The 26,992-nt window shown below is 58.4% G+C and carries 27 protein-coding genes; 6 read left to right on the top strand and 21 right to left on the bottom strand.

Going from position 1 to position 26,992, the window contains the following annotated elements:
• Window positions 1-56: 56 nt before the first annotated feature.
• From OSH03_RS19485 to OSH03_RS19475, 3 genes are read right to left on the bottom strand one after another with little or no spacing between them, the layout of a single operon-like run.
• Window positions 57-998 carry an ABC transporter substrate-binding protein gene (locus tag OSH03_RS19485; RefSeq protein ID WP_028015197.1) on the bottom strand — a complete coding sequence of 314 codons (942 nt, stop codon included), beginning with the start codon at window positions 996-998 and terminating at the stop codon, window positions 57-59.
• A 30-nt stretch (window positions 999-1,028) separates the two neighbouring features.
• Complete coding sequence (locus OSH03_RS19480) at window positions 1,029-2,024, bottom strand: ABC transporter permease subunit (RefSeq protein WP_023310077.1); 996 nt, start codon at window positions 2,022-2,024, stop codon at window positions 1,029-1,031.
• Window positions 2,021-3,541 carry a sugar ABC transporter ATP-binding protein gene (locus tag OSH03_RS19475; protein WP_028015199.1) on the bottom strand — a complete coding sequence of 507 codons (1,521 nt, stop codon included), beginning with the start codon at window positions 3,539-3,541 and terminating at the stop codon, window positions 2,021-2,023. The genes OSH03_RS19480 and OSH03_RS19475 overlap by 4 nt, the downstream gene beginning before the upstream one ends.
• Before the next feature lie 125 nt (window positions 3,542-3,666).
• Here OSH03_RS19475 and OSH03_RS19470 point away from each other — a divergent pair, with 125 nt between their 5' ends.
• The 3 genes from OSH03_RS19470 to yjdP all read left to right on the top strand — a co-directional run bounded on the left by OSH03_RS19470 (window position 3,667) and on the right by yjdP (window position 7,090).
• Window positions 3,667-5,940 carry an ATP-binding protein gene (locus OSH03_RS19470; RefSeq protein WP_266179862.1) on the top strand — a complete coding sequence of 758 codons (2,274 nt, stop codon included), beginning with the start codon at window positions 3,667-3,669 and terminating at the stop codon, window positions 5,938-5,940.
• 124 nt (window positions 5,941-6,064) lie between these two features.
• A complete protein-coding gene (locus OSH03_RS19465) occupies window positions 6,065-6,697 on the top strand; it encodes a GNAT family N-acetyltransferase (protein WP_151412716.1) in 633 nt (210 codons plus the stop codon).
• A gap of 69 nt (window positions 6,698-6,766) precedes the next feature.
• The gene (gene yjdP, locus OSH03_RS19460; protein ID WP_028015201.1) at window positions 6,767-7,090 is read left to right on the top strand and encodes a DDRRRQL repeat protein YjdP; all 324 of its coding nucleotides are present in this window, start codon (window positions 6,767-6,769) and stop codon (window positions 7,088-7,090) included.
• A 52-nt stretch (window positions 7,091-7,142) separates the two neighbouring features.
• On the opposite strand, the gene phnP is transcribed toward yjdP, so the two are convergent.
• The 16 genes from phnP to OSH03_RS19380 all read right to left on the bottom strand — a co-directional run bounded on the left by phnP (window position 7,143) and on the right by OSH03_RS19380 (window position 18,858).
• Entirely contained in the window at window positions 7,143-7,901 is a 759-nt protein-coding gene (phnP, locus tag OSH03_RS19455) for a phosphonate metabolism protein PhnP (protein WP_266179861.1), read from the bottom strand.
• 9 nt (window positions 7,902-7,910) lie between these two features.
• Window positions 7,911-8,345, bottom strand: a complete 435-nt coding sequence (phnO, locus tag OSH03_RS19450; protein WP_061099526.1) for an aminoalkylphosphonate N-acetyltransferase — start codon at window positions 8,343-8,345, stop codon at window positions 7,911-7,913.
• The gene (gene phnN, locus OSH03_RS19445) at window positions 8,338-8,889 is read right to left on the bottom strand and encodes a ribose 1,5-bisphosphokinase (protein ID WP_151412718.1); all 552 of its coding nucleotides are present in this window, start codon (window positions 8,887-8,889) and stop codon (window positions 8,338-8,340) included. The genes phnO and phnN overlap by 8 nt, the downstream gene beginning before the upstream one ends.
• Window positions 8,886-10,022, bottom strand: a complete 1,137-nt coding sequence (phnM, locus tag OSH03_RS19440) for an alpha-D-ribose 1-methylphosphonate 5-triphosphate diphosphatase (RefSeq protein WP_266179860.1) — start codon at window positions 10,020-10,022, stop codon at window positions 8,886-8,888. The genes phnN and phnM overlap by 4 nt, the downstream gene beginning before the upstream one ends.
• Window positions 10,019-10,699 (bottom strand): phosphonate C-P lyase system protein PhnL, encoded by a 681-nt coding sequence (gene phnL, locus OSH03_RS19435; RefSeq protein WP_266179859.1) that lies wholly within the window; start codon window positions 10,697-10,699, stop codon window positions 10,019-10,021. Before phnL ends, phnM begins: the two co-directional genes overlap by 4 nt.
• Window positions 10,700-10,708: 9 nt before the next feature.
• A complete protein-coding gene (phnK, locus tag OSH03_RS19430) occupies window positions 10,709-11,464 on the bottom strand; it encodes a phosphonate C-P lyase system protein PhnK (protein WP_048958899.1) in 756 nt (251 codons plus the stop codon).
• Complete coding sequence (phnJ, locus tag OSH03_RS19425; RefSeq protein WP_266179858.1) at window positions 11,461-12,306, bottom strand: alpha-D-ribose 1-methylphosphonate 5-phosphate C-P-lyase PhnJ; 846 nt, start codon at window positions 12,304-12,306, stop codon at window positions 11,461-11,463. Before phnJ ends, phnK begins: the two co-directional genes overlap by 4 nt.
• The gene (locus OSH03_RS19420) at window positions 12,299-13,363 is read right to left on the bottom strand and encodes a carbon-phosphorus lyase complex subunit (RefSeq protein WP_061099521.1); all 1,065 of its coding nucleotides are present in this window, start codon (window positions 13,361-13,363) and stop codon (window positions 12,299-12,301) included. Before OSH03_RS19420 ends, phnJ begins: the two co-directional genes overlap by 8 nt.
• On the bottom strand, window positions 13,363-13,947 hold the full coding sequence (gene phnH / locus OSH03_RS19415; RefSeq protein WP_151412720.1) for a phosphonate C-P lyase system protein PhnH: 585 nt from the start codon (window positions 13,945-13,947) through the stop codon (window positions 13,363-13,365). The genes OSH03_RS19420 and phnH overlap by 1 nt, the downstream gene beginning before the upstream one ends.
• A complete protein-coding gene (phnG, locus tag OSH03_RS19410) occupies window positions 13,944-14,396 on the bottom strand; it encodes a phosphonate C-P lyase system protein PhnG (RefSeq protein WP_061099519.1) in 453 nt (150 codons plus the stop codon). Before phnG ends, phnH begins: the two co-directional genes overlap by 4 nt.
• Window positions 14,397-15,122: a phosphonate metabolism transcriptional regulator PhnF gene (gene phnF, locus OSH03_RS19405; RefSeq protein WP_061099518.1), complete on the bottom strand. Its 726-nt coding sequence runs from the start codon at window positions 15,120-15,122 to the stop codon at window positions 14,397-14,399. It abuts the gene before it with no gap.
• 20 nt (window positions 15,123-15,142) lie between these two features.
• The gene (gene phnE / locus OSH03_RS19400; protein WP_266179857.1) at window positions 15,143-15,922 is read right to left on the bottom strand and encodes a phosphonate ABC transporter, permease protein PhnE; all 780 of its coding nucleotides are present in this window, start codon (window positions 15,920-15,922) and stop codon (window positions 15,143-15,145) included.
• Between the two features lie 117 nt (window positions 15,923-16,039).
• Entirely contained in the window at window positions 16,040-17,056 is a 1,017-nt protein-coding gene (gene phnD, locus OSH03_RS19395; protein WP_266179856.1) for a phosphonate ABC transporter substrate-binding protein, read from the bottom strand.
• Window positions 17,057-17,079: 23 nt separating this feature from the next.
• Window positions 17,080-17,868 (bottom strand): phosphonate ABC transporter ATP-binding protein, encoded by a 789-nt coding sequence (phnC, locus tag OSH03_RS19390; protein ID WP_061099515.1) that lies wholly within the window; start codon window positions 17,866-17,868, stop codon window positions 17,080-17,082.
• Window positions 17,869-18,004: 136 nt separating this feature from the next.
• Entirely contained in the window at window positions 18,005-18,442 is a 438-nt protein-coding gene (gene yjdN / locus OSH03_RS19385) for a VOC family metalloprotein YjdN (RefSeq protein WP_116343881.1), read from the bottom strand.
• An 80-nt stretch (window positions 18,443-18,522) separates the two neighbouring features.
• Window positions 18,523-18,858, bottom strand: a complete 336-nt coding sequence (locus OSH03_RS19380; RefSeq protein WP_028015217.1) for a zinc ribbon domain-containing protein YjdM — start codon at window positions 18,856-18,858, stop codon at window positions 18,523-18,525.
• A gap of 594 nt (window positions 18,859-19,452) precedes the next feature.
• Here OSH03_RS19380 and crfC point away from each other — a divergent pair.
• A complete protein-coding gene (gene crfC, locus OSH03_RS19375) occupies window positions 19,453-21,807 on the top strand; it encodes a clamp-binding protein CrfC (protein ID WP_266179855.1) in 2,355 nt (784 codons plus the stop codon).
• Window positions 21,804-22,679, top strand: coding sequence for a diguanylate cyclase regulator RdcB family protein (locus OSH03_RS19370; protein WP_061099512.1), 876 nt, complete (start codon window positions 21,804-21,806; stop codon window positions 22,677-22,679). The genes crfC and OSH03_RS19370 overlap by 4 nt, the downstream gene beginning before the upstream one ends.
• 58 nt (window positions 22,680-22,737) lie before the next feature.
• Here the strand turns inward: OSH03_RS19370 and kdgT are convergent, their stop codons facing one another.
• Complete coding sequence (gene kdgT / locus OSH03_RS19365; protein ID WP_061099511.1) at window positions 22,738-23,730, bottom strand: 2-keto-3-deoxygluconate transporter; 993 nt, start codon at window positions 23,728-23,730, stop codon at window positions 22,738-22,740.
• A 652-nt stretch (window positions 23,731-24,382) separates the two neighbouring features.
• On the opposite strand from kdgT, the gene proP reads away from it, so the two are divergent.
• On the top strand, window positions 24,383-25,885 hold the full coding sequence (gene proP, locus OSH03_RS19360; RefSeq protein WP_061099509.1) for a glycine betaine/L-proline transporter ProP: 1,503 nt from the start codon (window positions 24,383-24,385) through the stop codon (window positions 25,883-25,885).
• 32 nt (window positions 25,886-25,917) lie between these two features.
• Here the strand turns inward: proP and OSH03_RS19355 are convergent, their stop codons facing one another.
• The gene (locus OSH03_RS19355) at window positions 25,918-26,871 is read right to left on the bottom strand and encodes a nickel/cobalt transporter (RefSeq protein ID WP_266179854.1); all 954 of its coding nucleotides are present in this window, start codon (window positions 26,869-26,871) and stop codon (window positions 25,918-25,920) included.
• Window positions 26,872-26,992: the final 121 nt, after the last annotated feature.

Below are 26,992 nucleotides of genomic sequence, written 5' to 3'. Positions count from 1 at the left end.
GAGAGGGAACGTGAACACCCTCTCCCCTTTGGGGAGAGGGCCGGGGTGAGGGGGGGCTATTTAACCGTCCACCCCTTATATGTGCCGACGTTCTTTTTATCGATCATCGTCACCGGGATCAGCACAGGCTCTTTTGGCGCAGGTTTGCCCTGCAAAATGTCATAGCCGATCTCCACCGCCTTCGCCGCCATCACCTGCGGATCCTGCGCCGGGGTCGCCACAAACAGGGAGTTTTCGCGCTTCAGCGCCTCTTCACCGTCCGGGGAACCGTCCACGCCGACGATAAAGAACTCGTTGCGCTGGGCCTGTTTCGCCGCCAGATCGGCGCCGATCGCCGTCGGATCGTTAATTGCGAATACGCCGTCGATCTTCGGATTAGCCGCCAGCAGAGAGGTCATCACTTCCAGCCCGCCTTCACGACTGCCCTTGGCGTTCTGGTTGTCCGAGAGCACCTTGATGTCCGGATGTTTTTTGAATTCCGTCTGGCAGCCTTCCACGCGGTTCTGCACCGCAGAGACCGGCGGTCCGTTGATGATCACCACGTTGCCTTTGCCTTTCAGGCGGTCGGTAATGTACTTACAGGCCATTTCCCCCGCCTGGGTGTTATCGGAGGTAATGGTCGCATCGGCCCCTTCCGCCGCCACGTCCACCGCCACGACCACGATCCCCGCCTCTTTAGCGCGCTTCACCGCCGGGCCGATCCCTTTGGAGTCCGCGGCGTTGAGGATGATCATGTCCACCTTCGCGGCGATGAAGTTATCGATCTGCGATACCTGCTGGCCCAGATCGTAACCGCTGGAGACCAGCGTCACCTTGACGTTATCGCCCGCCAGCTTGCGCGCTTCCAGCTCGGCACCTTTGGTGATCTGCACGAAGAACGGGTTAGCCAGGTCGCCCACCGTCACGCCGATGGATTTCAGATCTTTTGCCTGCGCAAACGGCGTTGCGGCCAGCAGCGCGCCAGCACAGAGCGCGGTCACTAAGGGTTTCAAACGCATCTTGTCTTCCTCGCTTGTAGGGTATTGTTGTTATGCACTTTGATGGTGTCGGGTACGGTATTTGTCGATCAGCACCGCTATGATGATCACCGCCCCTTTGATCACCAGCTGCCAGAAGTAGGAGACGCCCATCAGCGTCATGCCGTTGTTGAGGGTGGCGATGATCAGCGCCCCCACCAGCGTGCCGGTGATCGTGCCGATCCCGCCGACGAAGCTGGTGCCGCCGAGGATCACCGCCGCAATCGCATCCAGCTCGTAACCCGTGCCGAGGTTGCCGTTGGCGCTGTAGAGGCGCGAGGCGCTCATCACCCCGCCGAGGCCGGAGAGCAGGCCGCTCATGCCGTAGACAAACAGCAGCACCAGCCAGACCTTGATGCCGGTTAAGCGCGCCGCCTGCATGTTGCCGCCGACCGCGTAGATATGAACGCCGAGCGTGGTGCGGCGCAGGATAAACCAGCACACCGCAATGACCGCCAGGGCAATGACCACCAGCCACGGAATCGGGCCGAGATAGTTATTGCCGATCCACTCGAAGCTGATGTTGGAGTTAATGACCGTGGTGCCGTCCGCCAGCAGGTAGGCCGCGCCGCGCAGCGCCGTATAGGTGCCGAGCGTGACGATAAACGGCGGCAGCCCGGCGAAGGCCACCAGCGCGCCGTTGAACAGCCCCAGCACCATGCCGAGCATCAGCGCCGCCGGAATGGAGAGCATCGCGAATTCAGGGATAAGCGAGACCACCATCGCCGCCACCGCCGTGGTGCCCAGAATCGAGCCCACGGAGAGGTCAATCCCGCCGGTCAGGATGATGAAGGTCATCCCGGCCGCCAGCACGATGTTGATCGACGCCTGACGGGTAATGTTGAGCAGGTTACTTTCGGTAAAGAAGTTCGGGGCGATAAAGCCAAACACCGCCACAATCAGGATTAAAATCGGCAAAATGCCGACCGTTTGCATCAGATCGCTCATCAGCATTTTTTTGGCGGAGGCGGATTTCGCCACCTGCTGCGGATGGGTTGGAGTTGTCATGATTGCACCGCCTGATGATGTGTGTCGTTTACGCCGGTTGCCAGCGTCATAATGTTTTCCTGAGAGATGTCGCGCCCGTGCAGTTCACCCGCAATGCTGCCTTCCCGCATCACGTACACCCGGTCGCTCATCCCCACCACTTCCGGCAGCTCGCTGGAGATCATCAGAATCGCCACGCCCTTGCGCGCCATCTGGTTCATGATGCGGTAGATCTCGCTTTTGGCGCCGACGTCCACCCCGCGCGTGGGTTCGTCGAGAATCAGAATGCGCGGGCCAATCGCCACCCAGCGGGAGATCAGCAGCTTTTGCTGGTTGCCGCCGGAGAGCCCGCCCGCGCGCACCTGAGAATGCGGCACGCGGATGTTTAGCAGGGCGATAGCGTCGTCGGAAATGGACTGGGCTTTTTTGCGGTTAAGCATGCCAAAGGTGGCGTCGCGCTCCAGCGTCGCCATGGTGATGTTCTCCTGCGCCGCCAGCTCCAGAAACAGCCCCTGCTCCTTGCGGTTCTCGGTAAGAAAACCGATGCCGTTTTCAATGGCCGCGCGCGGGGAGTGGATCACCACCGGCTCGCCGTCCACCTCAATCATGCCGCCCGTGGCCTTGCGCACGCCGAAGATCAGCTGCGCCAGCTCGGAGCGTCCGGCCCCGACCAGCCCCGCCAGCCCGACGATTTCGCCGGAGCGCACCTGCAGGCTGCACGGCTGCACTTTTTTACCGTCCGTGAGGTGGTGTACGTTGAGACGCGGGCTGCCGAGAGGGATATCACGCTCTTTGTTGAACAGATCGCTGAGCGGGCGGCCCACCATCATTTTTACCAGCTCGGAGGCGTTGAGCTTGTCGCGCGTCAGGCTGCCGACGTACTGCCCGTCGCGCAGAACGCTGACGCGGTCTGAGAGTTCATACACTTCCGCCATGCGGTGGCTGATATAGATAATCGCCATGCCCTCATCGCGCAGGCGCAAAATCAGTTCGAACAGGCGGTGGGTTTCGCGGGAGGAGAGGGCGGCGGTAGGTTCGTCCATCACCAGAATGCGGCTGTTGCGGTGCAGCGCGCGGGCGATTTCCACCTGCTGCTGCTCGGCGATGGTCAGCTTCATCACCAGGTCGGTGGCGCTGAACTGCGCGCCGAGACGGTCTATCACCGCCTGCGCCTGGGCGGCCATCTCCTTGCGCTGCACCAGCCCCCCGCGCGACAGCTCGCTGCCGAGGAAGATATTTTCGGCCACGGTCAGATTGGGGGCGAGCTGCATCTCCTGGTAAATCAGTGTGATGCCTGCGGCCAGCGCGTCCTTCGGACCTTTAATGTGAAACGGCTGGCCGTCGATCAGGATCTCTCCGCCGGTGGCGGTATAGGCCCCCGCGAGGATCTTCATCAGCGTGCTTTTTCCCGCGCCGTTTTCCCCCATCAGCGCGTGGATCTCACCGGGGAAGACCGTCAAATCCACGCCCTTGAGCGCGTGGAAATTGCCAAAGGTTTTGGCAATGTGGCGCATCTCTAAAACCGGGGTTCTGCTCATGGCGGATCTCCTGTGAACGTCGATATCTGCACTTCATCACAGGTGCGTAAATGCAAAATGTCAGAAGCTGTTCATATTTGTCATAGTTATGAATAGCGAATGTGGATCACAGTTACGGAGTCAACATGTCTTCACGCCCCCCGTTCTTCGCCAGTGCCCGCGGCCGCCTGCTGATTTTCAATCTGCTGGTGGTCGCCGTTACGCTGATGGTGAGCGGCGTGGCGGTGCTCGGCTTTCGTCACGCCAGCCAGATTCAGGAGCAGGTGCAGCAGCAAACGCTGGACGACATGACCGGCAGCATGAACCTCGCGCGCGACACGGCCAACGTCGCAACGGCGGCGGTGCGGCTTTCGCAGGTGGTGGGGGCACTGGAGTACAAAGGCGAGGCCGAGCGGCTGAAGCAGATGCAAACGGCGCTGCGCCGCTCGCTGGAACAGCTTGCCGATGCCCCGCTGGCGCAGCAGGAGCCGGCGCTGGTGGCGCGGATTATTCGCAGAAGCAATGAATTACAGCAAAGCGTAACGGAGATGCTGGAGCGCGGGCAAAAGCGGCATCTTGAGCGTAACGCGCTGCTGAGCTCGCTCTATCAAAGCCAGAGCTATTTACGCCATCTGCAGGACATCAACCGCCGCTTCGGCAGCAACGTGCCTGACGCGCGGCAGCTGATGGAGATGGATCGGCTGATCGTGGCCGCCATTGATACGCCTTCGCCGCGCGCGACCATTCAGCAGCTGGACGCTGTGACCGCCGCGCTGCCACGGAGCGCCATACAGCCGGTCGTGGAGGGCGTTCTGCCCGATTTTAACGCCGAGCTGCGCAAGCTTGCCCCGCTGTCGAAGCAGCTGGAGGAGAGCGATCTGTCCATCAGCTGGTATATGTTCCACATCAAGGCGCTGGTGGCGATCCTTAATAGCGATATTAATCAGTACGTTGAGCAGGTGGCGCAGGCCTCCCGGCTTCGCACGGCCCAGAGCCATCACGAGCTGCAATCCATCAGCGTGTTTATCAGCATCTTCGCCGTGCTGGCGCTGGTTATCACCGGCTGCGCCTGCTGGTATATATACCGCAATCTGGGCTCCAACCTGACGGCCATCTCCCGGGCGATGTCGCGACTTGCCCACGGTGAACAGGATGTGTCGGTGCCCGCCCTTCAGCGGCGCGACGAGCTGGGCGAGCTGGCGCGCGCGTTTAACGTTTTTGCCCGCAACACCGCCTCGCTTGAACACACCACGCGTCTGCTGAAAGAGAAAACCACGCAGATGGAGATCGACCGCATCGAGCGTCAGGGGCTGGAAGAGGCGCTGCTGCACAGCCAGAAGATGAAGGCCGTCGGACAGCTGACCGGCGGACTGGCGCATGATTTTAACAACCTGCTGGCGGTGATTATCGGCAGCCTCGAGCTTACCGACCCAGAATCAAACGACGCGCCGCGCATTACCCGTGCGCTGAAGGCGGCCGAACGCGGCGCGCTGCTGACCCAGCGACTGCTGGCGTTTTCCCGCAAACAGTCCCTGACGCCGCATGCGGTAGAGATGCTGCCCCTGCTGGAAAACCTCCGTGAACTGATGCGCCACTCGCTGCCCGCCACGCTTACCCTGGAGATTAAAGCGCAAACCCCGGCGTGGCCCGCGTGGATTGACGTCAGCCAGCTGGAAAATGCCATTATCAACCTGGTGATGAACGCCCGGGATGCGATGGAAGGCCAGAGCGGGGCGATCAAAATTCGCACCTGGAACCAGCGCGTGACCCGCAGCGACGGACGCAGGCAAGATATGGTGGCGCTGGAGGTCATCGACCGCGGCAGCGGGATGTCGCAGGAGGTGAAGTCCCGGGTTTTTGAACCGTTTTTCACCACCAAGCAGACCGGAAGCGGCAGCGGGCTGGGCCTGTCGATGGTGTACGGTTTTGTGCGTCAGTCCGGGGGGCGGGTAGAGATCGAAAGCGCGCCGGGACAGGGAACGACCGTGCGGCTGCACCTCCCGCGCTCGACGCTGCCCGCCGTTTCGGAGGATGTAGCGCTGGCTGCCACAACGTCCGTGGATAACGAGCGGCTCGTACTGGTGCTGGAAGATGAGGCGGACGTTCGTCAGACCCTGTGCGAACAGCTGCATCAGCTTGGCTACCTGACGCTCGAAGCGGACAGCGGCGAACAGGCCCTGAGCATGCTGGCGGCGTCGCCGGATATTGGCATGTTTATCAGCGACCTGATGTTGCCCGGAAGCCTGAGCGGGGCTGAGGTGATTAACCATGTGCGCAGTCATTATCCGCAGCTTCCGGTGCTGCTGATTAGCGGGCAGGATTTGCGCCCGGCGCATAACCCGCAGCTGCCGGACGTTCAGTTGTTGCGTAAGCCGTTTACCCGCCAGCAGCTGGCGCAGGCGCTGCGGAAGGTCTGTTGATAAGCGGTAATATTTAGGAATTCATCAAGAGCCTGCGTGAACCGGGTGATGCTAATCTGCGCAAAATTTAGCAGATTGGGATATAAAGGGAACTATGCCGGTACTCACAAGAGGGGACTCACATATGATCGTGATGCCTACAACATACAGCCCCAGGACGGTTGCAAGGTCATTTAAGCTCGTTGATGAATTTGAACTCTCCGGGCGGGTGTTACATGTCATTTTTGATAGCCTGACGCCAAGGGCTGCGATTATTGAAGCAGATGTCGAAACTTTTGATGGTGTGCCCAGACATCGGGTAGTTGCTGCCCTGGATTTGCAACGTAAAACGCATTTGGGTGAAGACATTATTGCCGTAGAGCGCTGCTGGGAAGATGCCAACGTTATTCAGGTAGAAGGGATATGCGTTGATCCTGCCGAGCGTGATAAGGGACTGGCAACCCGCCTGTATGAAGCCCTGGTATTACAATGTGGCGTGACGCTTGTCAGCGATTTTGAGCAATATGAAGGCGGCAAGATGCTTTGGCAGAAAATAGCCCGCGAATCAGACCAAATTGCGGTATTTGTACTTGATACCGAGCAGGGGGCATTTTGGCCGTATGACGGTAGCAAAGTTATTTATGATGGAGGCTGTATTCCTGAAGATCGTATCTGGAGCCATTCACCGGATCAAAAATGTTATGGCATCGTTCTGGTTGCAGAAAATAAACGCCGAGCGAATCAGCTAATGGAAGAGTCCGCTCGCAACAGAATTTGAGATTCCTCCGCTACCCCGGTTCCCAGCCATTCATTACCGTAAGGCCAGTTCCCCTGCGAGTCTGGCCTTATGAAACGTTACTCTACCGTCCTGTTATTTGGTCTGCTGACTTTAACCAGCCAACTGGCGCATGCCGATGTGATTGATGACGCCATTGGCAACATTCAGCAGGCGATCAACGATGCCTATAACCCAAGCAGCAGCCGTAATGATGATGACGACGATCGTTACGACCGCAGCCGTCAAATCGACAGCCGACAGTACGACGACCGTCGTCGGCAGCTTGAAGACAGACGCCGCCGCTTAGACGAGCGTCAGCGCCAGCTGGATGACGACAGGCGTCGGTTAGAAGAGGATGAGCGCCGGTTAGAGGATGATTACGATCGAGGCTAAGTGCGGCCTGTTGCCTTCACCCCAACCCTCTCCCACGGGAGAGGGAGAAAACCTAATCCAGCACCAGCACCATCCCGTCATACCCTGCCTCAATGCCGTCCGGCAGCGGGTTATCCATCATCCACACGTCAAACTGATGGCTGATGTGGGTCAGGATCACATGCGGGCAGCCAATCACCTCGTTCAGCGCAACCACGGTATTTAAATCACAATGGTTGCGCGGGGTCTCGTCGCGCGGTTCATGGCTGCAGTCGATGATTATCGCCTGTGGCTGATTGTTGAGCAGAAACGTCACCGTTTTATCCGGCAGCCCGGCGGTATCAGAGAGCCACGCCACGCGGCTGTGGGCGGATTCCAGCAGATAGCCAAACGTGAGCTTCGAGTGGTTGAGCGGCAGCGGCGTGACCCGCAGCCCCTGCAGTTCAAACATCACGAACGGCTCGACCGTGTGGCTGAAATCCAAAATTCCCGGATGTTTAAACAGGTCGTCACACCCTGCGTCGTCCGGCGGACCGTACACCGGAATCGTTGCGCCCACGCCCCAGCGCAGGGGGAAGAGCCCCTGGACGTGATCCATATGGTAGTGCGTGAGCAAAAACTGCTGGAAGCTGCCCGCCGGCCAGTCGTCCATCAGGTGCGGAATGCCCGCATCCAGAAGGGTGACCGCGTCGTTGAATTTGACCACCGCGCTGCAGGGGCGACGGCGATAGTTGTCCTGCAGGCGCGCCCGGCGGCAGGCCGCGCAGTCGCAGCCAAAGACCGGCACGAGCTGTGCGCTTCCGGTTCCCGTTAACGTGATGGTCAGACTCATCGTGCACCTCTACAGCGGTTTGGTGAATCGAAAATGGCTCTGCGTATATCCCTCACGAACGTAAAAACGGTGCGCGTCCGTGCGCTTCACGCTGGTGGAGAGCTCGGTCAACTCCGCGCCCGCCTCTCGTGCTACCTCTTCCGCCCAGGCCAGTAGCTGGCTGCCCACCTTTAGCCCGCGCGCCTGCGGCATCACCACCAGCTCCTGGATCTCGCCGATCCAGCGGGCGTGATGCAGGTGAAACTGCATGTGCAGGCCGATCATGCCGACGACCTGTCCGTCCAGCTCGGCAAGCTGGTAGCGCATGTTGTGATCCTGCAGATTGGCAAGATAGCCGGCGTGAAACGCCTGATGGTCAAATTCACACTGCTTAAGCTCGCAGATCAGAGCGTAAACGATCGGCGCATCGTCGGCGGTGGCGGGGCGAAGCGGGCAGTCAGGCATGCTGTTTCTCCTTCTGGCGTATCAGCGATAAAAAGGTCTCGACTGACTGTAGCAAACTTCCGTCGTTATTGAGGACGTGGCAGCCCGACGGCGTGTAGCGCGCCGCGCGCTCGAGGCGCTGGTCTATCTCACGCGCATTTTCCCGCCCCCGGCTTTGTAGTCGGCTGCGCAGAACGTCCTGAGAAACCTGCAGGCAGACCGGCAGCAGCGCCGCTTCGTACCGGGCTTTTGCCTGCGGCAGATGCGCGCGCGAGCCGTTGACGAGCACGTCGAAGCCCGCGTGCAGCCAGAGGTCAATCTCAATGCCCACGCCATAATAAAAGCCGTTGGCGTGCCAGCTCAGCGCCAGCAGGTTTTGCCCGGCGCGGGTAAAAAATTCCTGCTCGCTCAGGGCGATATGGTTTTCACTTCCGGCGTTCGCCGCGCGGGTAATGTAGCGGTGCGCCACCAGCAGCTGTGAATGTTCCCGCTGCCGTAACGCCGAGAGCAGGCTGTCCTTACCGGAGCCGGACGGTCCCATTAACCAGATGAGTCTTCCCATCAGAACACCCTTTTTCCCTGACGCCAGACGTGGTCGATATGAACGTGCTCGCCCTTGTGGTGGGCGAGCACCAGATCTGCCCGTTTCCCTTCGGCAATCTCACCGCGGTCGTGAAGATTGAGCGCGCTGGCCGGGTTTTTGGTCACCAGTCGAATCGCCTGCGGCAGCGTAAAGCGGTTGTCCTCGTCGTCCGCTACCCGGAACGCCGCATCCAGCAGGCTGGCGGGGTAGTAGTCAGACGAGAGGATATCCAGCAGGCCGAGGGAAGCGAGTCTGCTTGCCGCCACGTTGCCGGAGTGCGATCCGCCGCGCACGATGTTCGGCGCGCCCATCAGCACGTTCATGCCGTGTTTGCGTGACGCTTCCGCCGCTTCAAACGTGGTGGGAAATTCGGCTATTACGCTGCCAAGCTGGTGGGATTCGCGCACGTGATCGTGGGTGGCGTCGTCATGGCTGGCCAGCGCGATATTCCTGTCCCGGCACATTGCGGCAATCTTAAGGCGGTTGGGCTGCGACCACTGGGCCGCCAGGGCCAGCTGCTCTTCTTCGTAGCGCGCCATCTCCGCGTCGTTGAGCGAGTATTTGCCCTGATAGTATTCACGATACTTTTCAATGTTGGCGAACTGGCGCTGCCCCGGCGAGTGGTCCATCAGGGAGACCAGCGAGACCGGCTCGCGCCCGACCAGCTTTTCAAACAGCGGCAGCGTGGTGTGGTGCGGCAGCTCGCAGCGCAGGTGCAGACGGTGTTCGGCGCGGTTGAGGCCGCGCTTTTGCGTCTCCTCCACGGCGTTGATCATCTTCTCCAGATTCTCCAGGCGATCGCCTCCGTCGCGCACGTCGCCGATCGCTACCGCGTCCAGCACCGTAGTAATGCCGCTGGCGACCATCAGCGCGTCGTGGCTGCTCATCGCCGAATGGGCGGGCCAGTCCACCTTCGGTCGCGGGGTGAAGAATTTGTCCAGATTATCGGTATGCAGCTCAATTAACCCCGGCAGCAGCCAGCCGCCGTCGCCGTCCATTGCTTCAGGGGAACGGCTTTGGGTTTCGGCAAAGGCGCGGATGATGCCGTCCTGGATTTCAACCGAACCCTTCACGACCTCATTTTCCAGCACCAGCCTGACGTTATTGATAATCATGCGTTTGCCCCCATCGGGTGCAGCCTGTCCGCCACGCGGCTGCGTACGGCGTCGTCGTGGAAGATCCCGACGATCGCCGCGCCCCGTGCTTTGGCCTGTTCGATCAGCGCTATCACCGCTGCGCTGTTTTTAGCGTCGAGCGAGGCGGTGGGTTCATCCAGCAGTAAAATCGGATAGTCGACGATAAACCCGCGCGCGATGTTCACGCGCTGCTGCTCGCCGCCGGAAAAGGTCGACGGGGCGAGGTGCCACAGGCGCTCCGGCACGTTGAGGCGCGTCAGCAGGCTGGCGGCCCTGGCGGCGCAGGTTTCGCGCGGCACGCCGAGATCCAGCAGGGGCTGCATCACCACGTCCAGGGCGGAGATCCGCGGGATCACCCGCAGGAACTGGCTGACCCAGCCGATCGTCGAGCGGCGCACTTCCAGCACCTTGCGCGCCGGGGCCTGAACCAGATCGACCCATTCATCATTGTGGCGGATGCGGATGTGCCCTTCGTCCGGTAAATAGTTGGCGTACAGGGAGCGCAGCAGGGTCGATTTACCGCTGCCGGAGTGGCCGTGCAGCACCACGCATTCGCCCTGATTCACCTCTAACGAGGCGTTTTGCAGCACCGGCAGGCGCACGCCGTTTTGCTGATGGAGCACAAAGGTCTTACTGACGTTTTCTACGCGGATCATGTTGGCCTCTTAATTCTGTAATACCGAGGACACCAGCAGTTGGGTGTACGGATGATGCGGGTCGTCGAGCACGCGGTCGGTTAACCCACTTTCCACCACCTGACCCTGCTTCATCACCAGCAGGCGGTCCGCCAGCAGGCGCGCGACGCCTAAATCGTGGGTGACAATTACCACGGCGAGGTTCAGCTCTACCACCAGGCCGCGCAGCAGGTCGAGCAGGCGGGCCTGCACGGAGACGTCCAGCCCGCCGGTGGGTTCATCCATAAAGACCAGCTTCGGATGGGTGACCAGGTTGCGGGCAATCTGCAGACGCTGCTGCATGCCGCCGGAAAAGGTGGTCGGCAGGTCGTCGATGCGCGAGGCGGGGATTTCCACCTCCTCCAGCCAGTGCTGCGCCGTGGCGCGAATGTTGCCGTAGTGCCGCGCGCCGGTGGCCATCAGCCGTTCGCCGATATTGCCTCCCGCCGACACCTGGCGGCGCAGGCCGTCCATTGGATGCTGATGCACCACGCCCCACTCGGTGCGCAGCAGGCGGCGACGCTCGGCCTCGCTTATGCCGTAGAGGGAGCGTCCCTGATACAGGATCTCGCCGTGTTGCGGCGTCAGGCGCGCGGAGATGGACTTCAGCAGGGTAGTTTTGCCGGAGCCGGACTCGCCGACAATTCCCAGCACTTCGCCCGGCCACAGCTCGAACGACACGTCGCTGAAGCCTTTTCCCGGTGCATAAAGATGGGTCAGGTTATTAACCGAAAGCAGCGGTTTCATTGTTCGTTCGCCTCGCTCTGTTGGCGGCAGTAATCGGTGTCGGAGCAGACAAACATCCGTTTGCCCGTGTCGTCCAGCACCACTTCATCCAGATAGCTGTGTCTGGAGCCGCAGATGGCGCACGGCTCGTCCCACTCCTGCACCGTAAACGGGTGATCGTCGAAATCCAGGCTTTCGACGCGGGTGTAGGGTGGCACGGCGTAGATGCGTTTTTCACGTCCGGCACCAAAGAGCTGCAGGGCAGGCATCATGTCCATCTTCGGGTTGTCGAATTTAGGGATTGGCGACGGGTCCATCACGTAGCGCCCGTTGACCTTCACCGGATAGGCGTAGGTGGTGGCGATATGGCCGAAGCGGGCGATATCTTCATACAGTTTGACCTGCATGATCCCGTACTCTTCCAGCGCGTGCATGGTGCGGGTCTCGGTTTCGCGCGGCTCGATAAAGCGCAGCGGCTCCGGGATCGGCACCTGGAAAATCAGAATCTGATCTTCCGTCAGCGGGGTTTCCGGGATGCGGTGGCGGGTCTGGATCAGCGTCGCGTCTTCCGTTTTTTCGGTGGTATTGACGCCCGTTACGCGCTTAAAGAAGTTGCGGATCGACACGGCGTTGGTGGTGTCGTCCGCGCCCTGGTCGATGACCTTCAGCACGTCCGCTTCGCCGATCACGCTGGCGGTCAGCTGGATGCCGCCCGTGCCCCAGCCGTAGGGCATCGGCATTTCGCGCCCGCCGAACGGCACCTGATAGCCCGGAATAGCCACCGCTTTTAAGATAGCGCGGCGGATCATGCGTTTGGTTTGCTCGTCCAGATAGGCAAAGTTGTAGCCGCTTAAGTTAGCCATTGGCGCGCTCCCGTTGCAGGCGTTTCAGCAGTTCCAGTTCGGCCTGGAAATCGACGTAGTGCGGCAGCTTGAGGTGCGAGACAAAGCCTGCGGCCTCGACGTTATCCGCGTGGGCCAGCACGAACTCTTCGTCCTGCGCCGGGCCGGCAATGTGCTCGCCGTACTCCGGCGCCTGCAGTGCGCGGTCAACCAGCGCCATCGCCATCGCCTTGCGCTCGCCGAGGCCAAACACCAGCCCGTAGCCGCGGGTAAAATGCGGGTCTTCATTCTCCGGCGCGACGAAGCCGTTGACCATTTCGCACTCGGTCATCAGCAGTTCGCCGACGTTCACCGCAAAACCCAGCTCTTCCGGCACGATTTCAACGTCGATATAGCCGCTGCGGATCTCTGCCGCGAACGGGTGGTTGCGCCCGTAGCCGCGCTGGGTGGAGTAGGCCAGCGCCAGCAGATAGCCTTCGTCGCCGCGCATCAGCTGCTGCAGGCGGGACGAGCGCGAGCACGGGTAAACCGGCGGCGTGCGGGTGACGTCGTCCGGCGTGGCTCCCGTGTCCTCTTCCGCCTTCGCCAGCCCCTGGTTTGCCAGCAGGCTAAAGACGTGCGGAGACGGTTCTTGTTCGGCGTCTGAAGTGCCGAGCGCTGGGGCTTCGCCGTTCGCCAGCAGGGTGAAGTCCAGCAGGCGATGGGTGTAATCGTAGGTAGGGCCAAGCAGCTGGCCGCCGGGAATATCTTTATAAACGGCAGAAATGCGGCGCTCCAGGCGCATCTCCGCCGTGTTCACCGGCTCGCTGACCGCCAGACGGGGAACGGTAGTGCGCCAGGCGCGCAGCAGAAAGATGGCTTCCACGTTGTCGCCGCTGGCCTGCTTCAGCGCCAGCGCTGCAAGCTCGCGGTCGGCAACGCCGCCCTCGGTCATCACGCGGTCAACCGCGAGGTTAAGCTGCTGCTCAATCTGGGCGACGCTCAGCTCGGGAAGCTGTTCATCGCCCCGGCGTCTGTGCTCCTGCAAGGCATGGGCGGCGGCGATGGCCTTTTCGCCCCCTTTGACGGCAACGTACATCAGCACACCTCCACGTGGGTGGTTCGCGGGATCGCCAGCAGGCGCTCGCCGCAGGTCAGGATCAGGTCAATGCCCAGCGGGAACGGGTGCGGGCGTTCGGTCAGCTCGTGAATGATGCACTCCGGCAGCTGCGGCGCGACCATGCGCTCGTCGGCGATGCCTGCGCCCGTCAGGCGCAGCATGCGGCCGCCGCTCAGGCTGGAGACCTGCAAAATTAGCGTGGCGCTGGTCTCCGGGGCGACGGCAGTGCCTTCGCTCAGGGCGTTAAGCTGCTCGTGGCTAATCTGTTCGTCGGCCACGGCAAACACCGCCTGCTGCGGCTGTTCGACCAGCGGAGCGCTGGTGTGGAAACGCAGGTTCTGGCTGGCAATATCGTTCGACAGGGCGCCTGACAGCCATACCGGGGTGTCGTTGTCGGCCAGCGTCAGCAGCACGCTGGTGGAGGCGAGGTTCAGCGGCAGCCAGCCCTGCGAGAGCTGGTGCAGGGAGACAATCACGCCCGGCTCGCTCATGGCCTTCAGCAGGCGACGAAAACTTTGTTGGGCATCCTGGACGGCCAGGGTAAAAGCAGGTTGAAGCGTCATGCGTTATCTCCGCGAACGAGCGTAAAGAAGTCGACCCGGCTGGTGTTCACTTCGGCCTGACGTGCGGCAATGCGTGCGGCGCGGTCGGCTTCCAGCGGGGCAATAAGGGTTTCCATTAACGTCTGGAAATGCGGTGGTTCCTGCAAAAGGGCGTCGATTACCGCGCAGCGCTCGGCGTGCGCTTTATCGCGACCCAGCACGTAGCTGTAGCCCAGCGTGCCGCTGTTCAGGCGGATAGCCGCGCGGGTGAGGGTGGCGTCGCCCGCGAAAAAGCGCTCGCCGGTGCCGCCCATCCGGGCCTGAATTTGTACCAGACCGATTTCCGGTGCGCGGATAGTGTCGTAGTCAGGCGTCAGGCCCAGTGCGTTCATGCGCTCACGCAGGGCGGCAGGCTGGCTGTGGGCCAGCACGCGCATCCAGCGCTGTCGGGTGGAGGTGTCGACGTGCATTCAGTGCTCCATGGTGAATTCAATCATGTCGGCGCGGGTCAGGCTGACGGAGTATTCCGTCGCGTTGATCTCACCGTCACGGTGGTTAAGGGTACGCACGCAGAGCAGCGGGGCCATGTTGGGAATTTCGAGCACTTTGCTCTCTTTCGCCTGCGCGCGGCGGGCGCTGATGCGCGTCTGGGTGCGCTTGAGGGCGATGCCCGTGGCGTCCTGAAGAAAGTCGTGCAGGGAACCGCTGGCAAAGTTTTGCAGCACTGGCCAGAGGGCCAGGTCCGCGAAGTAGTGGTCAATCTGGCACACCGCAACGCCGTTGACCCGGCGTAACGTGCGCAGGTGAATGACGTTATCGCCCTCCTGAATCCCCAGCGCGTCCGCCACGTGGCTGGAGGCCGGGCGCAGGACCGAGAGCAGCTTTTCGCTGGTCGGGTGGCTGCCCTGATCCAGCAGGTTCTGGCTAAAGCGCGCCTGGGCGTTAAGCGGGTAGTCGAACGGGCGCATCAGCACCAGCACGCCGACGCCCTGACGGCGCTGGACCCAGCCGCGCTCGACCAACTGGTCAATGGCGCGGCGTAGCGTATGGCGGTTCACCTCGTAGCGGTCGGCAAGCTGCTGCTCGGCGGGCAGGTAGTCACCGCAGCGGTAGTGCGTGCGCAGCTCCACTTCGAGCTTCGCCGCAATCTCTTGCCAGCGGGTGGGGTAACTGGTCGGATGTCTGGATAAGTGCATACAAATCAAAGCCTCGCTTCTCAGATGAAGTGCTTACGCAAACGTTGAGAGAGGAAATCCAGCAGGCTGACGGTGACGATGATGAGCACCATCAGGGCGCAGGTTTGCTGGAACTGGAAACCGCGAATCGCTTCCCACAGGGTGACGCCAATCCCGCCTGCGCCCACCATGCCGACCACGGTGGCGGAGCGGACGTTGGACTCAAAGCGGTACAGGGAGTAGGAGATGAGCAGCGGCATCACCTGCGGCAGTACGCCGTAGAGGATCTCTTCGATTTTGTTGGCGCCCGTTGCGCGGATGCCTTCCACCGGGCCGGGCTCGATGGCTTCGACCGCCTCCGAGAGCAGCTTGGAGAGCACGCCGGTGGTGTGGATGAACAGCGCCATCACACCCGCGAACGGACCCAGGCCGACGGCCACCACGAACAGCATGGCGAACACCATTTCGTTGATGGCGCGGCAGGCGTCCATCAGGCGACGCATCGGCTGGTAAACCCACCACGGCACGATGTTTTCGGCGCTCATCAGGCCAAACGGAATGGAGAGAACGACGGCAAGGGCGGTGCCCCAGACGGCGATTTGCAGGGTAATGGCCATCTCGCTGAGATAATCCGACCACTGGCTGAAATCCGGCGGGAAGAAGTCGGCGGCGAAGGTGGCCATGTTGCCGGAATCTTTAAAGAGCAGCAGCGGATCCATCTCTGCGCCTTTCCAGGAGATAACCAGCACCGCGAGCAGGATGGCCCAGCTTATGAGCGAGAACCAGCTGCGCTTTGGCGGCGGGAGTGTGATGGTTTGCATGTTGACTCCTTTGGGTTTAGTCCCCTCTCCCTTGAGGGAGAGGGTTAGGGTGAGGGGGAAATGTGCGCGCTGATGCCCTCACCCCGACCCTCTCCCACAGGGAGAGGGAGAAAAGTGTTACTGCACCGCTTTATTCACGCTGGTCATCGCGCCGAGCGCGGCGGTCAGGCGGTCGAGGTCTTCCAGCTGCGCCTGGATTTCAGACACTTTGCTGGTCTTCTCCTCTTCCTTGAGCCCTTTGTTGTCCTTCACGGCCTGCATCTGCTTGAACAGCGCCAGCTGGCGAATCGGGACCAGCTGCAGGTCGCTGGACGCGCGGAACGGTGCCCAGCCCAGACGTTCCAGAACCGCTTTCTCTTCCGGCGTTTTGCCGTAGTTCATAAAGAAGTCGTAGACCTTGTCCTTGGTGCTTTCGGAGAGGTTTTTGCGCCAGACGATTGGGTCGCCGGGGATCAGCGGCGATTTCCAGATGACCTTCAGCTCTTTCAGCTTGTCCGGCGCGGAGGTCTTCAGCTTGTCGAGGTTTTCGGTGTTGTTGGTGGCAACGTCCACCTGCTTGTTCGCCACGGCCAGCGCATTGGTTTCGTGCCCGGCGTTCACCGTGCGCTTGAAGTCGCTGGCGGAGATGTTGTTTTTCGCGAAGACGTAGTAGCCAGGGACGAGGAAGCCGGAGGTGGAGTTTGGATCGCCGTTACCAAAGGTCAGCTCTTTGCGTTTGGCGATCATGTCGTTGAGGGTGTTGATCGGGCTGTCTTTGTTGACGATCAGCACGCTCCAGTAGCCCGGGGAGCCATCTGCCGCAACGGTCTGGGCAAAGACCTGGCCGTTGGCGCGGTCCACCGCTTCCATAGCGGAAAGGTTACCGTACCAGGCGATGTCCACTTTGTTGAAGCGCATCCCCTGAATGATGCCCGCGTAGTCCGGGGCGAAGAAGGCGTTCACTTTGATCCCCAGTTTGGTTTCCATATCTTTCAGGAACGGTTCCCACTGCGGCTTCAGGTTTTGCTGTGATTCCGTCGAAATAATGCCGAAATTCAGCGCTTTTTCCTGCTCTTCCGCATACGCCGGGCTTAACAGGGTGCTGATGCTGAACATGCTGGTAAAGGCCAGCGCGGCAACGGCTTTGTAGTTCATTTCCATTCCTCGTTATGGGGACGTTATGCAGCCTGCGCGCGTTCTTCGACGCGGTTTACGCTGCGGTAGAGATGATCAAAACGTTCGTTATCAAACTGGTGGCTTGCGCCATCAAAGAACACATGCCCCTGACGCAGGGCGACGATGCGCTCGCAGTAGCGCAGGGCGTAATCCACCTGATGCAGCGTGACCACCACGGTAATGCCGTCGTTCTGGTTGATGTCGCGCAGGGTTTCCATCACGATGCGCGCCGATTCCGGGTCCAGTGAGGCGATGGGCTCGTCGGCCAGAATGATTTGCGCTTTCTGCATCAGCGCGCGGGCGATGGCGACGCGCTGCTGTTGTCCACCGGACAGGGTGGAGACGCGCTGGTGGGCGAAGTGCGCCATGCCGACGCGGGTTAGCGCCTGCAAGGCTTCCTGCTTCTGGGATGGGGAGAACCAGCGCAGGCAGGTGCGCCAGAACGGGGTGCTGCCAAGCGCGCCAATCAGCACGTTCTCCAGCACCGTCAGGCGGTTCACCAGGTTGAACTGCTGGAAGATGTAGCCCGTCCGGGCGCGGCTTTTTCGGATATCGCTCGCCAGACGCCCCGCGCGCTGCACGGTGTTGCCCAGCAGCTCGACGTGGCTTTCCGGCGTTTTATCGCAGGTAATGAGGCCGCTTAAGTGACGTAAAAGGGTGGATTTCCCCGAGCCAGACGGCCCGAGAAGCGCCACCATTTCGCCCTGCTGGACGGTCAGATCAACGGCATGCAGCGCCTTGTTGTGATTGAAGGTCTTGCTCAGTTTCTCGACGCGGATGACGGTTTGCATGTGCTGGGCCTCACGATAAATGTGGCCTCATGCTGGCGCATCAATATGACATTTGGGTTAAGTGCAGGTTGCGGGAGTTTGAAGAGTTAAGGGGAGTTTGATGACAGGCGGAGGCAGACCGCCCACCGCCCGAAAACTAGTGCTGCTGCTTAACGACGTTTATCATCCACGGCACGCCGTATTTGTCGGTGACCTTACCGAAGCCGTGCGCCCAGAAGGTTTCCTGCCAGGCCATTTCGATATTGCCGCCGTCGGCAAGGTTGTCGAACCAGCGTTTGCCTTCCGACACATCCTGCGTGTCGAGCACCAGCGTGAAGCCCGCGTACTGCGCGCTGCTGCCCGGCGGCAGCCCGTCGCTCATCATGATATCGCTGCCCGCAATGCGAACGTTGGAGTGAGCGATAGCCGAATCCGGAAACTGCATGCCGGACGGACAGCCTTCTTCGCTGTTATCGCTTTTTGGCATTTCGCCGAAGGTGATTTTATAGAGGAGTTCTGCGCCAACGGCCTGCTGATAGAAGGCCGTAGCCTCTGCACAGTTGCCGGCGAAAGAGATGTAGGGACTTAACGGCATAATCTTTACCTCACGTAAGAAAAGCCCGTTAAGTGTAGTTCCCGAACGCCCGGTAAGCGAAGCGCCACCGGGCGGGTAAATCAGTTCTTTTTCACGAACTCGGATTTCAGCTTCATCGGACCGAAGCCGTCAATTTTGCAGTCGATATTATGATCGCCTTCCACCAGACGGATATTCTTCACTTTGGTGCCGATCTTCAGCATAGAAGAGCTGCCTTTCACCTTCAGATCTTTCACCACGGTGACGCTGTCGCCATCCGCCAGCAGATTACCGTTCGCATCTTTGACGACCAGCGCATCAGCGTCCTGCGCCGGCTCGGCATCATTCCATTCGTGTGCACATTCCGGGCAGATGAACATGCCATTATCTTCGTAGGTGTATTCAGAATTGCATTTTGGGCAGTGTGGGAGTTGCATATCGGTATCCTCAAAAAGTGTTAACGCGCTGGAAAGTGCCAGCTAAATGACGGCAGGGTGCCGAAAAAGGCGGCAAGTATAACGCAAATCCACACTTTTGTCGGTGCTATTGTGAATTTAAAAAACGCAGAAAATGTGTTGTGAGTGACACTTACTGTCAGTCAACTAAGCGATGCTAACGTCATTAACACGGTGGAAAGAGAAGTCGCTAAATATATCGAATATTTTATTGCGGCAAATTGCTACGCACCTTCATTTCGGATAAGGTGAAGCAACACATTGTTATTTATCTTCGATCTTTACTGCCATACATTTCTTATGGCGGCGGCCTATCCCTCTCTTTTTAGGTGGGTAAATAATGATGATATATCCTGAAGCTTCTTAAAATGGGCCAGGCTTTTTATCTTTTGGCTTTCAGGCCTTGAGGAGAGCTTTACACGCCATGCAGGGATAGCCATTTATTTCTGATTATCTTCAATCAGTTATATTTCGGTGAACATGTTTTCCACACGTGATCATATAAGCCTGAACATCATAATTAATACAAGTGGCTTAATAAAAGTAATAAATTTGCGTTAAGGAAAGGCTTTTATCATGCACACACAGACCATTTTTGAATTAAGTCAGGAAGCTGAACGTTTGTTACAGCTCGCCCTGCAAAATCTTGATACCCTGAAATCAATGCCGACAGCGATGCTGGAGAACACGACGGCCGCTATTACGGGTGAAAAGAACAACGTTCTGCCTTTGCATTTTAGTGCGCGAGGCGTCGAAGCACAGCAGGCAACGCTGAATAATGAATTACGCAAAATAACACGTCTGGAAATGGTTCTGGCTATCGTTGGCACGATGAAAGCGGGGAAATCGACCACCATTAATGCCATTGTGGGTACCGAAGTCTTGCCGAACCGCAACCGCCCAATGACGGCGCTTCCTACGCTTATCCGTCATACGCCAGGCCAGAAAGAGCCGGTGCTCCACTTCTCGCACGTCTCTCCTATTGATGATTTGATTCACCTGCTGCAGAAAAAGCTTGGCGATTACGATCGCGGCAAGCTGGCTCTGCATCTGGAAATTGATAAGGACATGAATACGCTGCTTGAACGCATTGAGAAAGGCGAGGCCTTTGAAAAGCATTATCTGGGTGCGCAGCCAATATTTCATTGCCTGAAAAGTCTCAATGACCTTGTGAGGCTCTCCCAGGCGCTGGGCGTGGCGTTTCCGTTCTCGGAATACGCGGCCATCGAACATATTCCGGTGATTGAAGTGGAGTTCGTGCATCTTGCGGGTCTCGATGCCCACCTCGGCCAGCTGACGCTGCTCGATACCCCCGGCCCCAATGAGGCCGGACAACCGCATCTGCAAAAAATGCTTAGCGAACAATTAGCCCGCGCGTCGGCGGTGCTGGCGGTGATGGATTATACCCAGCTTAAATCTATTTCTGATGAAGAGGTCCGCCAGGCTATTTCGGTTGCGGGGAAATCAGTGCCTCTGTATGCGCTGGTGAATAAATTCGACCAGAAGGATCGCAATAGCGACGATGAAGAGCAGGTCAGGGCGATGATCTCCGGTACCTTAATGAAAGGCAATATTTCGCCTGGCCAGATCTACCCTGTTTCCTCTATGTGGGCGTATCTGGCAAACCGCGCCCGCTACGAGATGAATGTCCGCGGACGCCTGCCGGATCATCAGGAGCAACCCTGGGTGCAGGATTTTGCCGAAGCCGCCCTCGGACGCCGCTGGCGTACGGCGGACCTGGACGATATAGACCATATCCGTCACGCAGCCGATTTGCTCTGGGAGGATTCGCTGTTTGAACAGCCGATACGCAAGCTGATTTACGCCGCCTATGCCAATGCCTCGCTATTCGCGCTGCGCTCGGCCTCGCATAAGCTGCTCAACTACGCGCAAAATGCCCGGGAGTATCTCGACTTCCGCTATCAGGGGCTGACGGTGGCCTTTGAGGCGCTGAAGCTGAACATCGCGCGTCTTGAAGAAGATATGGCGCTGCTGCAGACGCGCCAGAGCGCGGTGAGCGATGAGGTGAAACATGAAGTTGAGCAGGCGCTGAACGCGACCGCGGACTTTATGGAGGCCGAAAAAACGGCGCTTCATCAGGCAGTGGGCCAGGTGTTCAGCACTCAAAATATTCTTGATCTGGCAGGCATTGAGCGGCTGAATCGCCGCAGTGATGAACCGCAAGAGCGGGAACCGCTGGTTCTGGATGATGAAGGTCAGGCGCAGATCGTCCTGAGTAAAATTCGCTCCTCCTGTGAACTTATCATGCTGGATGCGCAGGCAAAAATCGCCCGGGAGCTGGCGTTACGCTTCGATCAGCTGGAATCTACGCTGGCGCGCTCGCTGAATGAAGCTATGCGCCCTATTGAAACGCGTATTAAAGAGCACCTGAGCCATGCCGGCTTCCGGGCGCGGATCAGCTTCCCGGCTTTTCAGGCTAACCAGCTTAACTTCAATACGCGGGCACTGTTTAACGATGCCATTGCGCAGGATAACCGGCCGGCAGGTCAGCCTTCCTCCGGGAGCAGTATGCGTGAAACCGTTTCGCGTTGGCTCAATAATCCGGGCTGGGGCTGGGATGATTATGTGGTCACGCGCACGCGCTATGTAATCGACATTGCGCAGCTGCATGACAAATTTAAGCAACATATTGATCAGTTTTGTGAACAAATACGTAAAGCTTTGTCCGCGCAGGTCGATGTCTCTGTTACGGCCGGAATGGCGACGTTCTTTGCAGAATTTTCGTTATGCCTGACCGGGTTACAGGAAAGCTTGCGTGATAGCCTCGCAGTGCGTCAACAAAATGAGCATTCAACCCGAGCGCTCAGCCAGCTGTTGAAGCAAAGCATTACGACTGCGACGTGGATTCAGGAAGATACCCGACTGTTACGCGATGACATTCAAACTCTATTCGCAGCAGAGCAACCATGACAACACAGCTACTGGACGGTCCCGGGCGGACGCTGGAGTGTATTCATCCCAAGTTTATGGTCGATCTTGTGCAGGGCGTGGATGCGGCGCGCCATCCCCGTCTGGGGCCGCAGCAGCTGCAGTTTCGTGAACGTTTGACTCAGGAGATCATGACGCATACCCGGCTGCGGCCCTGGGCGATGGCGGGAATGCTTAATGAGAACGCGGCCCTGCGCCTGGGGCTGGCGGAAAAGCTTGCAGGCATGCTGGATCCGGGCCATCTCGCGCTGACGCTGATGGCCGATAAGCTGATTGCACTGCGCCAGCCGGCTCACCTGCGCGCTCAGCCATCTCCCGGCCTGCTTGAACAGTATGCGGAGCTCTCTTCTCATTTTACCCAACGTGCCGCCTATAAAGAAAAGGCGCTGACCCAGCGTGGGCTGACGGTACAGGCAGGCGAGCACAGTGAACAAATTTTCACCCGCTGGCGAGCCGGTCACTATGATGGCTGGTCGTTGGCCGGTCGCTGCTTCATTGTTCTGGAAGAGCTGCGCTGGGGAGCATTCGGCGATGCATGTCGTCTGGCGAACAACGATGTGTCGGCAATGCTCAAGGATAATTTACGCAGCATGGCCGCCAACTACCTGGCGCAGGGCATCAATGCGTCCCCCACGACGCGCCATTTTTATCATCAATGGCTGACCACACCCGCTTCGGCGGGTTTAATCGATCATAAAGACATGCTGGGCTGGCTGGGCGACTGGTGTCAGGCGGATCTACACCCGGTGAGCTGGTCAGTGACGCAAAACTGGCAGACCGTCGCGCTGGGTATGCCGAGGCTGTGTTCGGCAAAACGGCTGGTGGATGCGATGGTGGAAGAGATTTTTGGTTGAATACCCCTCACCCTGACCCTCTCCCCATAGGGGAGAGGGGATAGACTGGTGCGGTGTGTTAATGATGAAGTTCTACCGCTTCCCGTTCTAATTCCTGCTTGGGTGCATTTCCGTAGCGTTTTGCGTACAGCGCCGTGATGATGGGCACCAGAATCGCGGTGACAATCACGCTGGCGGCAACCAGTGCCGTCGCGGAAGCGGCCACCGGTTCGAAGGCCGGGTTGATCTGGGCGATAATGACCGGGTTTGCGACGGCAGCGCCTGCGGCTGAAGAGGCGGCGACGCCCGCCGTGCCGTTTCCTCCGCCGATCACGCGGTCGGCAATAATCAGCGGAATACCGGTGATGATGATAACCGCGACACCCAGCACAATCCCCAGCAGTCCCGTATCAAGGATCACGTTCAGGTTGATGGTGTTGCCCAGCGCAAAGCCAAAGAACGGGATCAGCACCGGCGTGGCTTTGCTGAAGAAATCACGCAGATCGTGATCCAGATTCCCCAGGGCAAAACCGATCAGGAACGGCAGGATCGCCCCGACAAAGTGATGCGGTTCAAAAGAGGCAAGGCCAGCGGAGCCCAGGATCAGCATCGTCATGAGCGGGCCGGACTCCAGAGACATCAAAACAAATGCGCCTGACTCCTCTTTCGTTCCGTACTGGTTCATCAGGCTGGCATACAGCCCGCCGTTGGTCATATCCATCGCCGAGACAATCGCCAGGACGGATAGCCCGGCGAAGAAACCGGTCTGAATTCCATTTTCCGGAATGAACATCGCGCATATCATTGCGACAACCCAGGCAACCGCTATTTTGGTTATCACCAGCGTTCCGGATTTGCGTAATACGGTACCCGTAGCGCGTAAATTTATCGATGCGCCGATACAAAAGAACCAGACCGCCAGGATGGGAACGGTACCCGTAATCATCCCCTTTGTGAAACCACCAAAATAAGCCCCGGTATCAGGCGCTAATGTATTCAGAATGGCACCGAGTACCAGCGGCACCAGCATCATACCACCCGGTATGCGTTCTATCGTGGCTTTAATCTTCATATACAACCCTCACAATTTTTACCACTCGTGGCGAGCGGCAGGTGTAAATAAAAAATCAATAAATTCAATTTGATGAAGGGTTTTTTGATGGTTTGTATTTGATAACCCCGCAACTCATTTTCAGCAAGCGCTCTCGTTTTCTCTTGTCAGAAAGCACTCGGCGCTGTGTTTCGGGAATTATCATGCGATCACTGGAATAATGATTCAATGAAAATAAAACGGTGTTTTAGTTATCTGCATCACATATTGAATGTAAACTTTACGACGCGTTCTGGCAGGCTTAGATTTATGTAAATCCCTTGTAAAAAAATGGCTTTTTATTCCGTGATTAAAAAGAAAAAGCTTTTGACTGAAATCTTCATCCGGGGACGGCTTGAGGAAGGTCTTATTTGCGGAAGTTGACAAATACTGTCTTCACTTTACGCAGCATAAATATATATGTGAAGTTGATCACAAATATAAACGCTGGTAGGGTAAAAAGGTCATTAACTGCCCAGACAGGCGTCAACAGGTTCGGTTGTATCGACGGAAAACGTCAATGTAAGTAAACCTGCTACGCTTGAATAAGGCGATTCGCATGGAGCGGATCCCATGGTTCACAGCACGTAAACAGGACTGTGAAACAGACAGGGCCGAGTCAACGAGGATAGCTATGCTGAGAAGGAAAAAAGTTAAACCCATCACGCTGCGCGACGTCACCATTATTGATGACGCAAAACTGCGTAAAGCCATTACCGCAGCCTCGCTTGGTAATGCGATGGAATGGTTCGATTTTGGTGTCTATGGCTTTGTCGCCTACGCGTTAGGTAAAGTGTTCTTCCCCGGGGCTGACCCCAGCCTGCAGATGATTGCCGCACTGGGTACGTTCTCCGTTCCCTTCCTCATTCGCCCGCTGGGTGGTCTGTTCTTCGGTATGCTCGGTGACAAATACGGTCGCCAGAAAATACTCGCTATCACCATTGTCATTATGTCGATCAGTACGTTCTGTATCGGCCTAATCCCGTCCTATGCCACGATCGGCATCTGGGCACCTATTCTGCTGTTGCTCTGTAAGATGGCGCAGGGCTTCTCCGTCGGGGGTGAGTATACCGGGGCGTCGATCTTCGTCGCGGAGTATTCCCCTGACCGTAAGCGCGGCTTCATGGGCAGCTGGCTGGACTTCGGTTCGATTGCCGGGTTTGTGATGGGCGCAGGCGTCGTGGTCCTGATTTCAACCGTGGTCGGTGAGGAGAACTTCCTCGACTGGGGCTGGCGTATCCCGTTCTTTATCGCGCTTCCGCTGGGTATCATCGGTCTTTACCTGCGTCACGCGCTGGAAGAGACGCCTGCGTTCCAGCAGCACGTTGAGAAACTGGAGCAGGGCGACCGCGAAGGGCTGCAGGATGGTCCAAAAGTCTCCTTTAAAGAGATCGCGACGAAGCACTGGCGCAGCCTGCTGACCTGTATTGGTCTGGTGATTTCCACTAACGTCACTTATTACATGCTGCTGACCTACATGCCGAGCTATCTGTCGCATAACCTGCACTACTCGGAAGATCACGGCGTGCTGATTATTATCGCCATCATGGTGGGTATGCTGTTTGTGCAGCCAATGATGGGGCTGCTTAGCGACCGCTTTGGCCGTCGACCGTTTATCATCCTTGGGAGCGTGGCGCTGTTTGCGCTGGCGATCCCGGCCTTTATTCTGATCAACAGTAACGTGCTGGGTCTGATTTTCGCGGGTCTGCTGATGCTGGCGGTGATCCTGAACTGCTTTATCGGGGTGATGGCGTCTACATTACCTGCGATGTTCCCGACGCACATTCGTTATAGTGCGCTGGCGGCGGCGTTCAATATCTCCGTTCTGATTGCCGGCCTGACGCCTACGCTTGCCGCCTCTCTGGTGGAAAGCACGCAGAACCTGATGATGCCAGCCTACTATCTGATGGTTATCGCGGTAGTCGGTCTGGCGACCGGCCTGACCATGAAGGAGACGGCGAACCGTCCTCTGAAAGGGGCGACGCCTGCGGCATCCGATATTCAGGAAGCGAAAGAGATCCTGCGCGAGCACTACGATAACGTTGAGCAGAAGATTGAGGATATCGACGCAGAGATTGAAGAGCTGCAGAAGAAACGCTCCCGTCTTGTTGATCAACATCCACGGATTAACGAGTAATAAAAAACCCGCCAACGGCGGGTTTTCTTTTATTAGCATCCGGCGGCGATGTAGTCGCCGTTGGCGCTAATGGGGATGACCGTCAGGAACAGGACGGTCGCGAACAGGATCAGGACGATCCCTCCGGCAATTTTAACGGCCGGCACCAGCCACCTGAACGAGCTATTTCCCCCGAACCATGCCACCGTGCGTTCACGGGCATAACGAACCGCCAGTGATAGCCCCATAATAGAGAGTGCCGTTCCTAAAGACATGGTCATAACGGCCGCCATTCCCCAGGTGACAATGCCCAGCGCGTTCGAAAACATCAGAATCATGATCGCACCGCTGCACGGGCGTGCGCCAATTGCCAGAATGACGCCCAGACGCGTTTTCCAGTCTCCTTGTGTCAGATCTGCGCCCACGCCGTGATGACCACAGCCGCAGCGTTCATCATGCTGATGAAGCGGCTTAATAGCTGAGATCGACATTCGCTGCGAACGCAGGCTCTTCAGCGCCTGGTAAATGATGAAAGCACCAAACGCGCCAATCAGCACGGCGCTTATCTTCTCAACGTACCAGCGGCTGGTACTGATATCCCCAGAGGCGAGGTTAAACCCCACCGCCAGTATAAAGACGAACAGAATGGCGCTGACGCCCTGCATCAGGCTGCCAATGAAGGGGACCACACGGGCGGCCAGCTCGCTCTCCTTATTGGTGGTCAGATAGGTCGTCATTATGAATTTCCCATGACCCGGCCCGATGGCGTGAAGGACGCCATAGAGGAAAGCGCCTGTTAAGAGCCATAATCCGCCGCTGTACTGGTGGTTATTAAGCTGCAGCAGATACATCACCAGATAACGGTGCAGGGTAATTTGCGTAGCAAGACACCACTGGATAAAGGTGTTCCAGTGCGTATGCAGGGTAAATCCTGCGAAGAGGATTGCCAGCAACATTAACCCGGCTCCAGGGAGATGCCAGTCGCGGCGCAGGCGTTGTGTATTCATGAGGGGGCTCTGCGGAGAAGAATATTTGCCGCTAGTATAGATGATCTTCCGTTTCAGTTCGCAGGATCGCACCGGGATCCCGATGAGATTGTGGATAAGTCTGTGCGTAAAAAGGTATAAG

The organism is Enterobacter nematophilus (genome assembly GCF_026344075.1).
Classification (GTDB): Bacteria; Pseudomonadota; Gammaproteobacteria; order Enterobacterales; family Enterobacteriaceae; genus Enterobacter; species Enterobacter nematophilus.
The sequence above is the reverse complement of the archived record's forward strand: the minus strand, read 5'-3'. Positions and strand labels throughout refer to the sequence as shown.

Excerpts from the sequence above, each read along its gene's own strand:
- OSH03_RS19485 (WP_028015197.1), bottom strand. The coding sequence starts at position 998 with ATGCGTTTGAAACCCTTAGTGACCGCGCTCTGTGCTGGCGCGCTGCTG.
- OSH03_RS19480 (WP_023310077.1), bottom strand. The coding sequence starts at position 2,024 with ATGACAACTCCAACCCATCCGCAGCAGGTGGCGAAATCCGCCTCCGCC.
- OSH03_RS19475 (WP_028015199.1), bottom strand. The coding sequence starts at position 3,541 with ATGAGCAGAACCCCGGTTTTAGAGATGCGCCACATTGCCAAAACCTTT.
- OSH03_RS19470 (WP_266179862.1), top strand. The coding sequence starts at position 3,667 with ATGTCTTCACGCCCCCCGTTCTTCGCCAGTGCCCGCGGCCGCCTGCTG.
- OSH03_RS19465 (WP_151412716.1), top strand. The coding sequence starts at position 6,065 with ATGATCGTGATGCCTACAACATACAGCCCCAGGACGGTTGCAAGGTCA.
- yjdP (WP_028015201.1), top strand. The coding sequence starts at position 6,767 with ATGAAACGTTACTCTACCGTCCTGTTATTTGGTCTGCTGACTTTAACC.
- phnP (WP_266179861.1), bottom strand. The coding sequence starts at position 7,901 with ATGAGTCTGACCATCACGTTAACGGGAACCGGAAGCGCACAGCTCGTG.
- phnO (WP_061099526.1), bottom strand. The coding sequence starts at position 8,345 with ATGCCTGACTGCCCGCTTCGCCCCGCCACCGCCGACGATGCGCCGATC.
- phnM (WP_266179860.1), bottom strand. The coding sequence starts at position 10,022 with ATGATTATCAATAACGTCAGGCTGGTGCTGGAAAATGAGGTCGTGAAG.
- phnL (WP_266179859.1), bottom strand. The coding sequence starts at position 10,699 with ATGATCCGCGTAGAAAACGTCAGTAAGACCTTTGTGCTCCATCAGCAA.
- phnK (WP_048958899.1), bottom strand. The coding sequence starts at position 11,464 with ATGAAACCGCTGCTTTCGGTTAATAACCTGACCCATCTTTATGCACCG.
- phnJ (WP_266179858.1), bottom strand. The coding sequence starts at position 12,306 with ATGGCTAACTTAAGCGGCTACAACTTTGCCTATCTGGACGAGCAAACC.
- OSH03_RS19420 (WP_061099521.1), bottom strand. The coding sequence starts at position 13,363 with ATGTACGTTGCCGTCAAAGGGGGCGAAAAGGCCATCGCCGCCGCCCAT.
- phnH (WP_151412720.1), bottom strand. The coding sequence starts at position 13,947 with ATGACGCTTCAACCTGCTTTTACCCTGGCCGTCCAGGATGCCCAACAA.
- phnG (WP_061099519.1), bottom strand. The coding sequence starts at position 14,396 with ATGCACGTCGACACCTCCACCCGACAGCGCTGGATGCGCGTGCTGGCC.
- phnF (WP_061099518.1), bottom strand. The coding sequence starts at position 15,122 with ATGCACTTATCCAGACATCCGACCAGTTACCCCACCCGCTGGCAAGAG.
- phnE (WP_266179857.1), bottom strand. The coding sequence starts at position 15,922 with ATGCAAACCATCACACTCCCGCCGCCAAAGCGCAGCTGGTTCTCGCTC.
- phnD (WP_266179856.1), bottom strand. The coding sequence starts at position 17,056 with ATGAACTACAAAGCCGTTGCCGCGCTGGCCTTTACCAGCATGTTCAGC.
- phnC (WP_061099515.1), bottom strand. The coding sequence starts at position 17,868 with ATGCAAACCGTCATCCGCGTCGAGAAACTGAGCAAGACCTTCAATCAC.
- yjdN (WP_116343881.1), bottom strand. The coding sequence starts at position 18,442 with ATGCCGTTAAGTCCCTACATCTCTTTCGCCGGCAACTGTGCAGAGGCT.
- OSH03_RS19380 (WP_028015217.1), bottom strand. The coding sequence starts at position 18,858 with ATGCAACTCCCACACTGCCCAAAATGCAATTCTGAATACACCTACGAA.
- crfC (WP_266179855.1), top strand. The coding sequence starts at position 19,453 with ATGCACACACAGACCATTTTTGAATTAAGTCAGGAAGCTGAACGTTTG.
- OSH03_RS19370 (WP_061099512.1), top strand. The coding sequence starts at position 21,804 with ATGACAACACAGCTACTGGACGGTCCCGGGCGGACGCTGGAGTGTATT.
- kdgT (WP_061099511.1), bottom strand. The coding sequence starts at position 23,730 with ATGAAGATTAAAGCCACGATAGAACGCATACCGGGTGGTATGATGCTG.
- proP (WP_061099509.1), top strand. The coding sequence starts at position 24,383 with ATGCTGAGAAGGAAAAAAGTTAAACCCATCACGCTGCGCGACGTCACC.
- OSH03_RS19355 (WP_266179854.1), bottom strand. The coding sequence starts at position 26,871 with ATGAATACACAACGCCTGCGCCGCGACTGGCATCTCCCTGGAGCCGGG.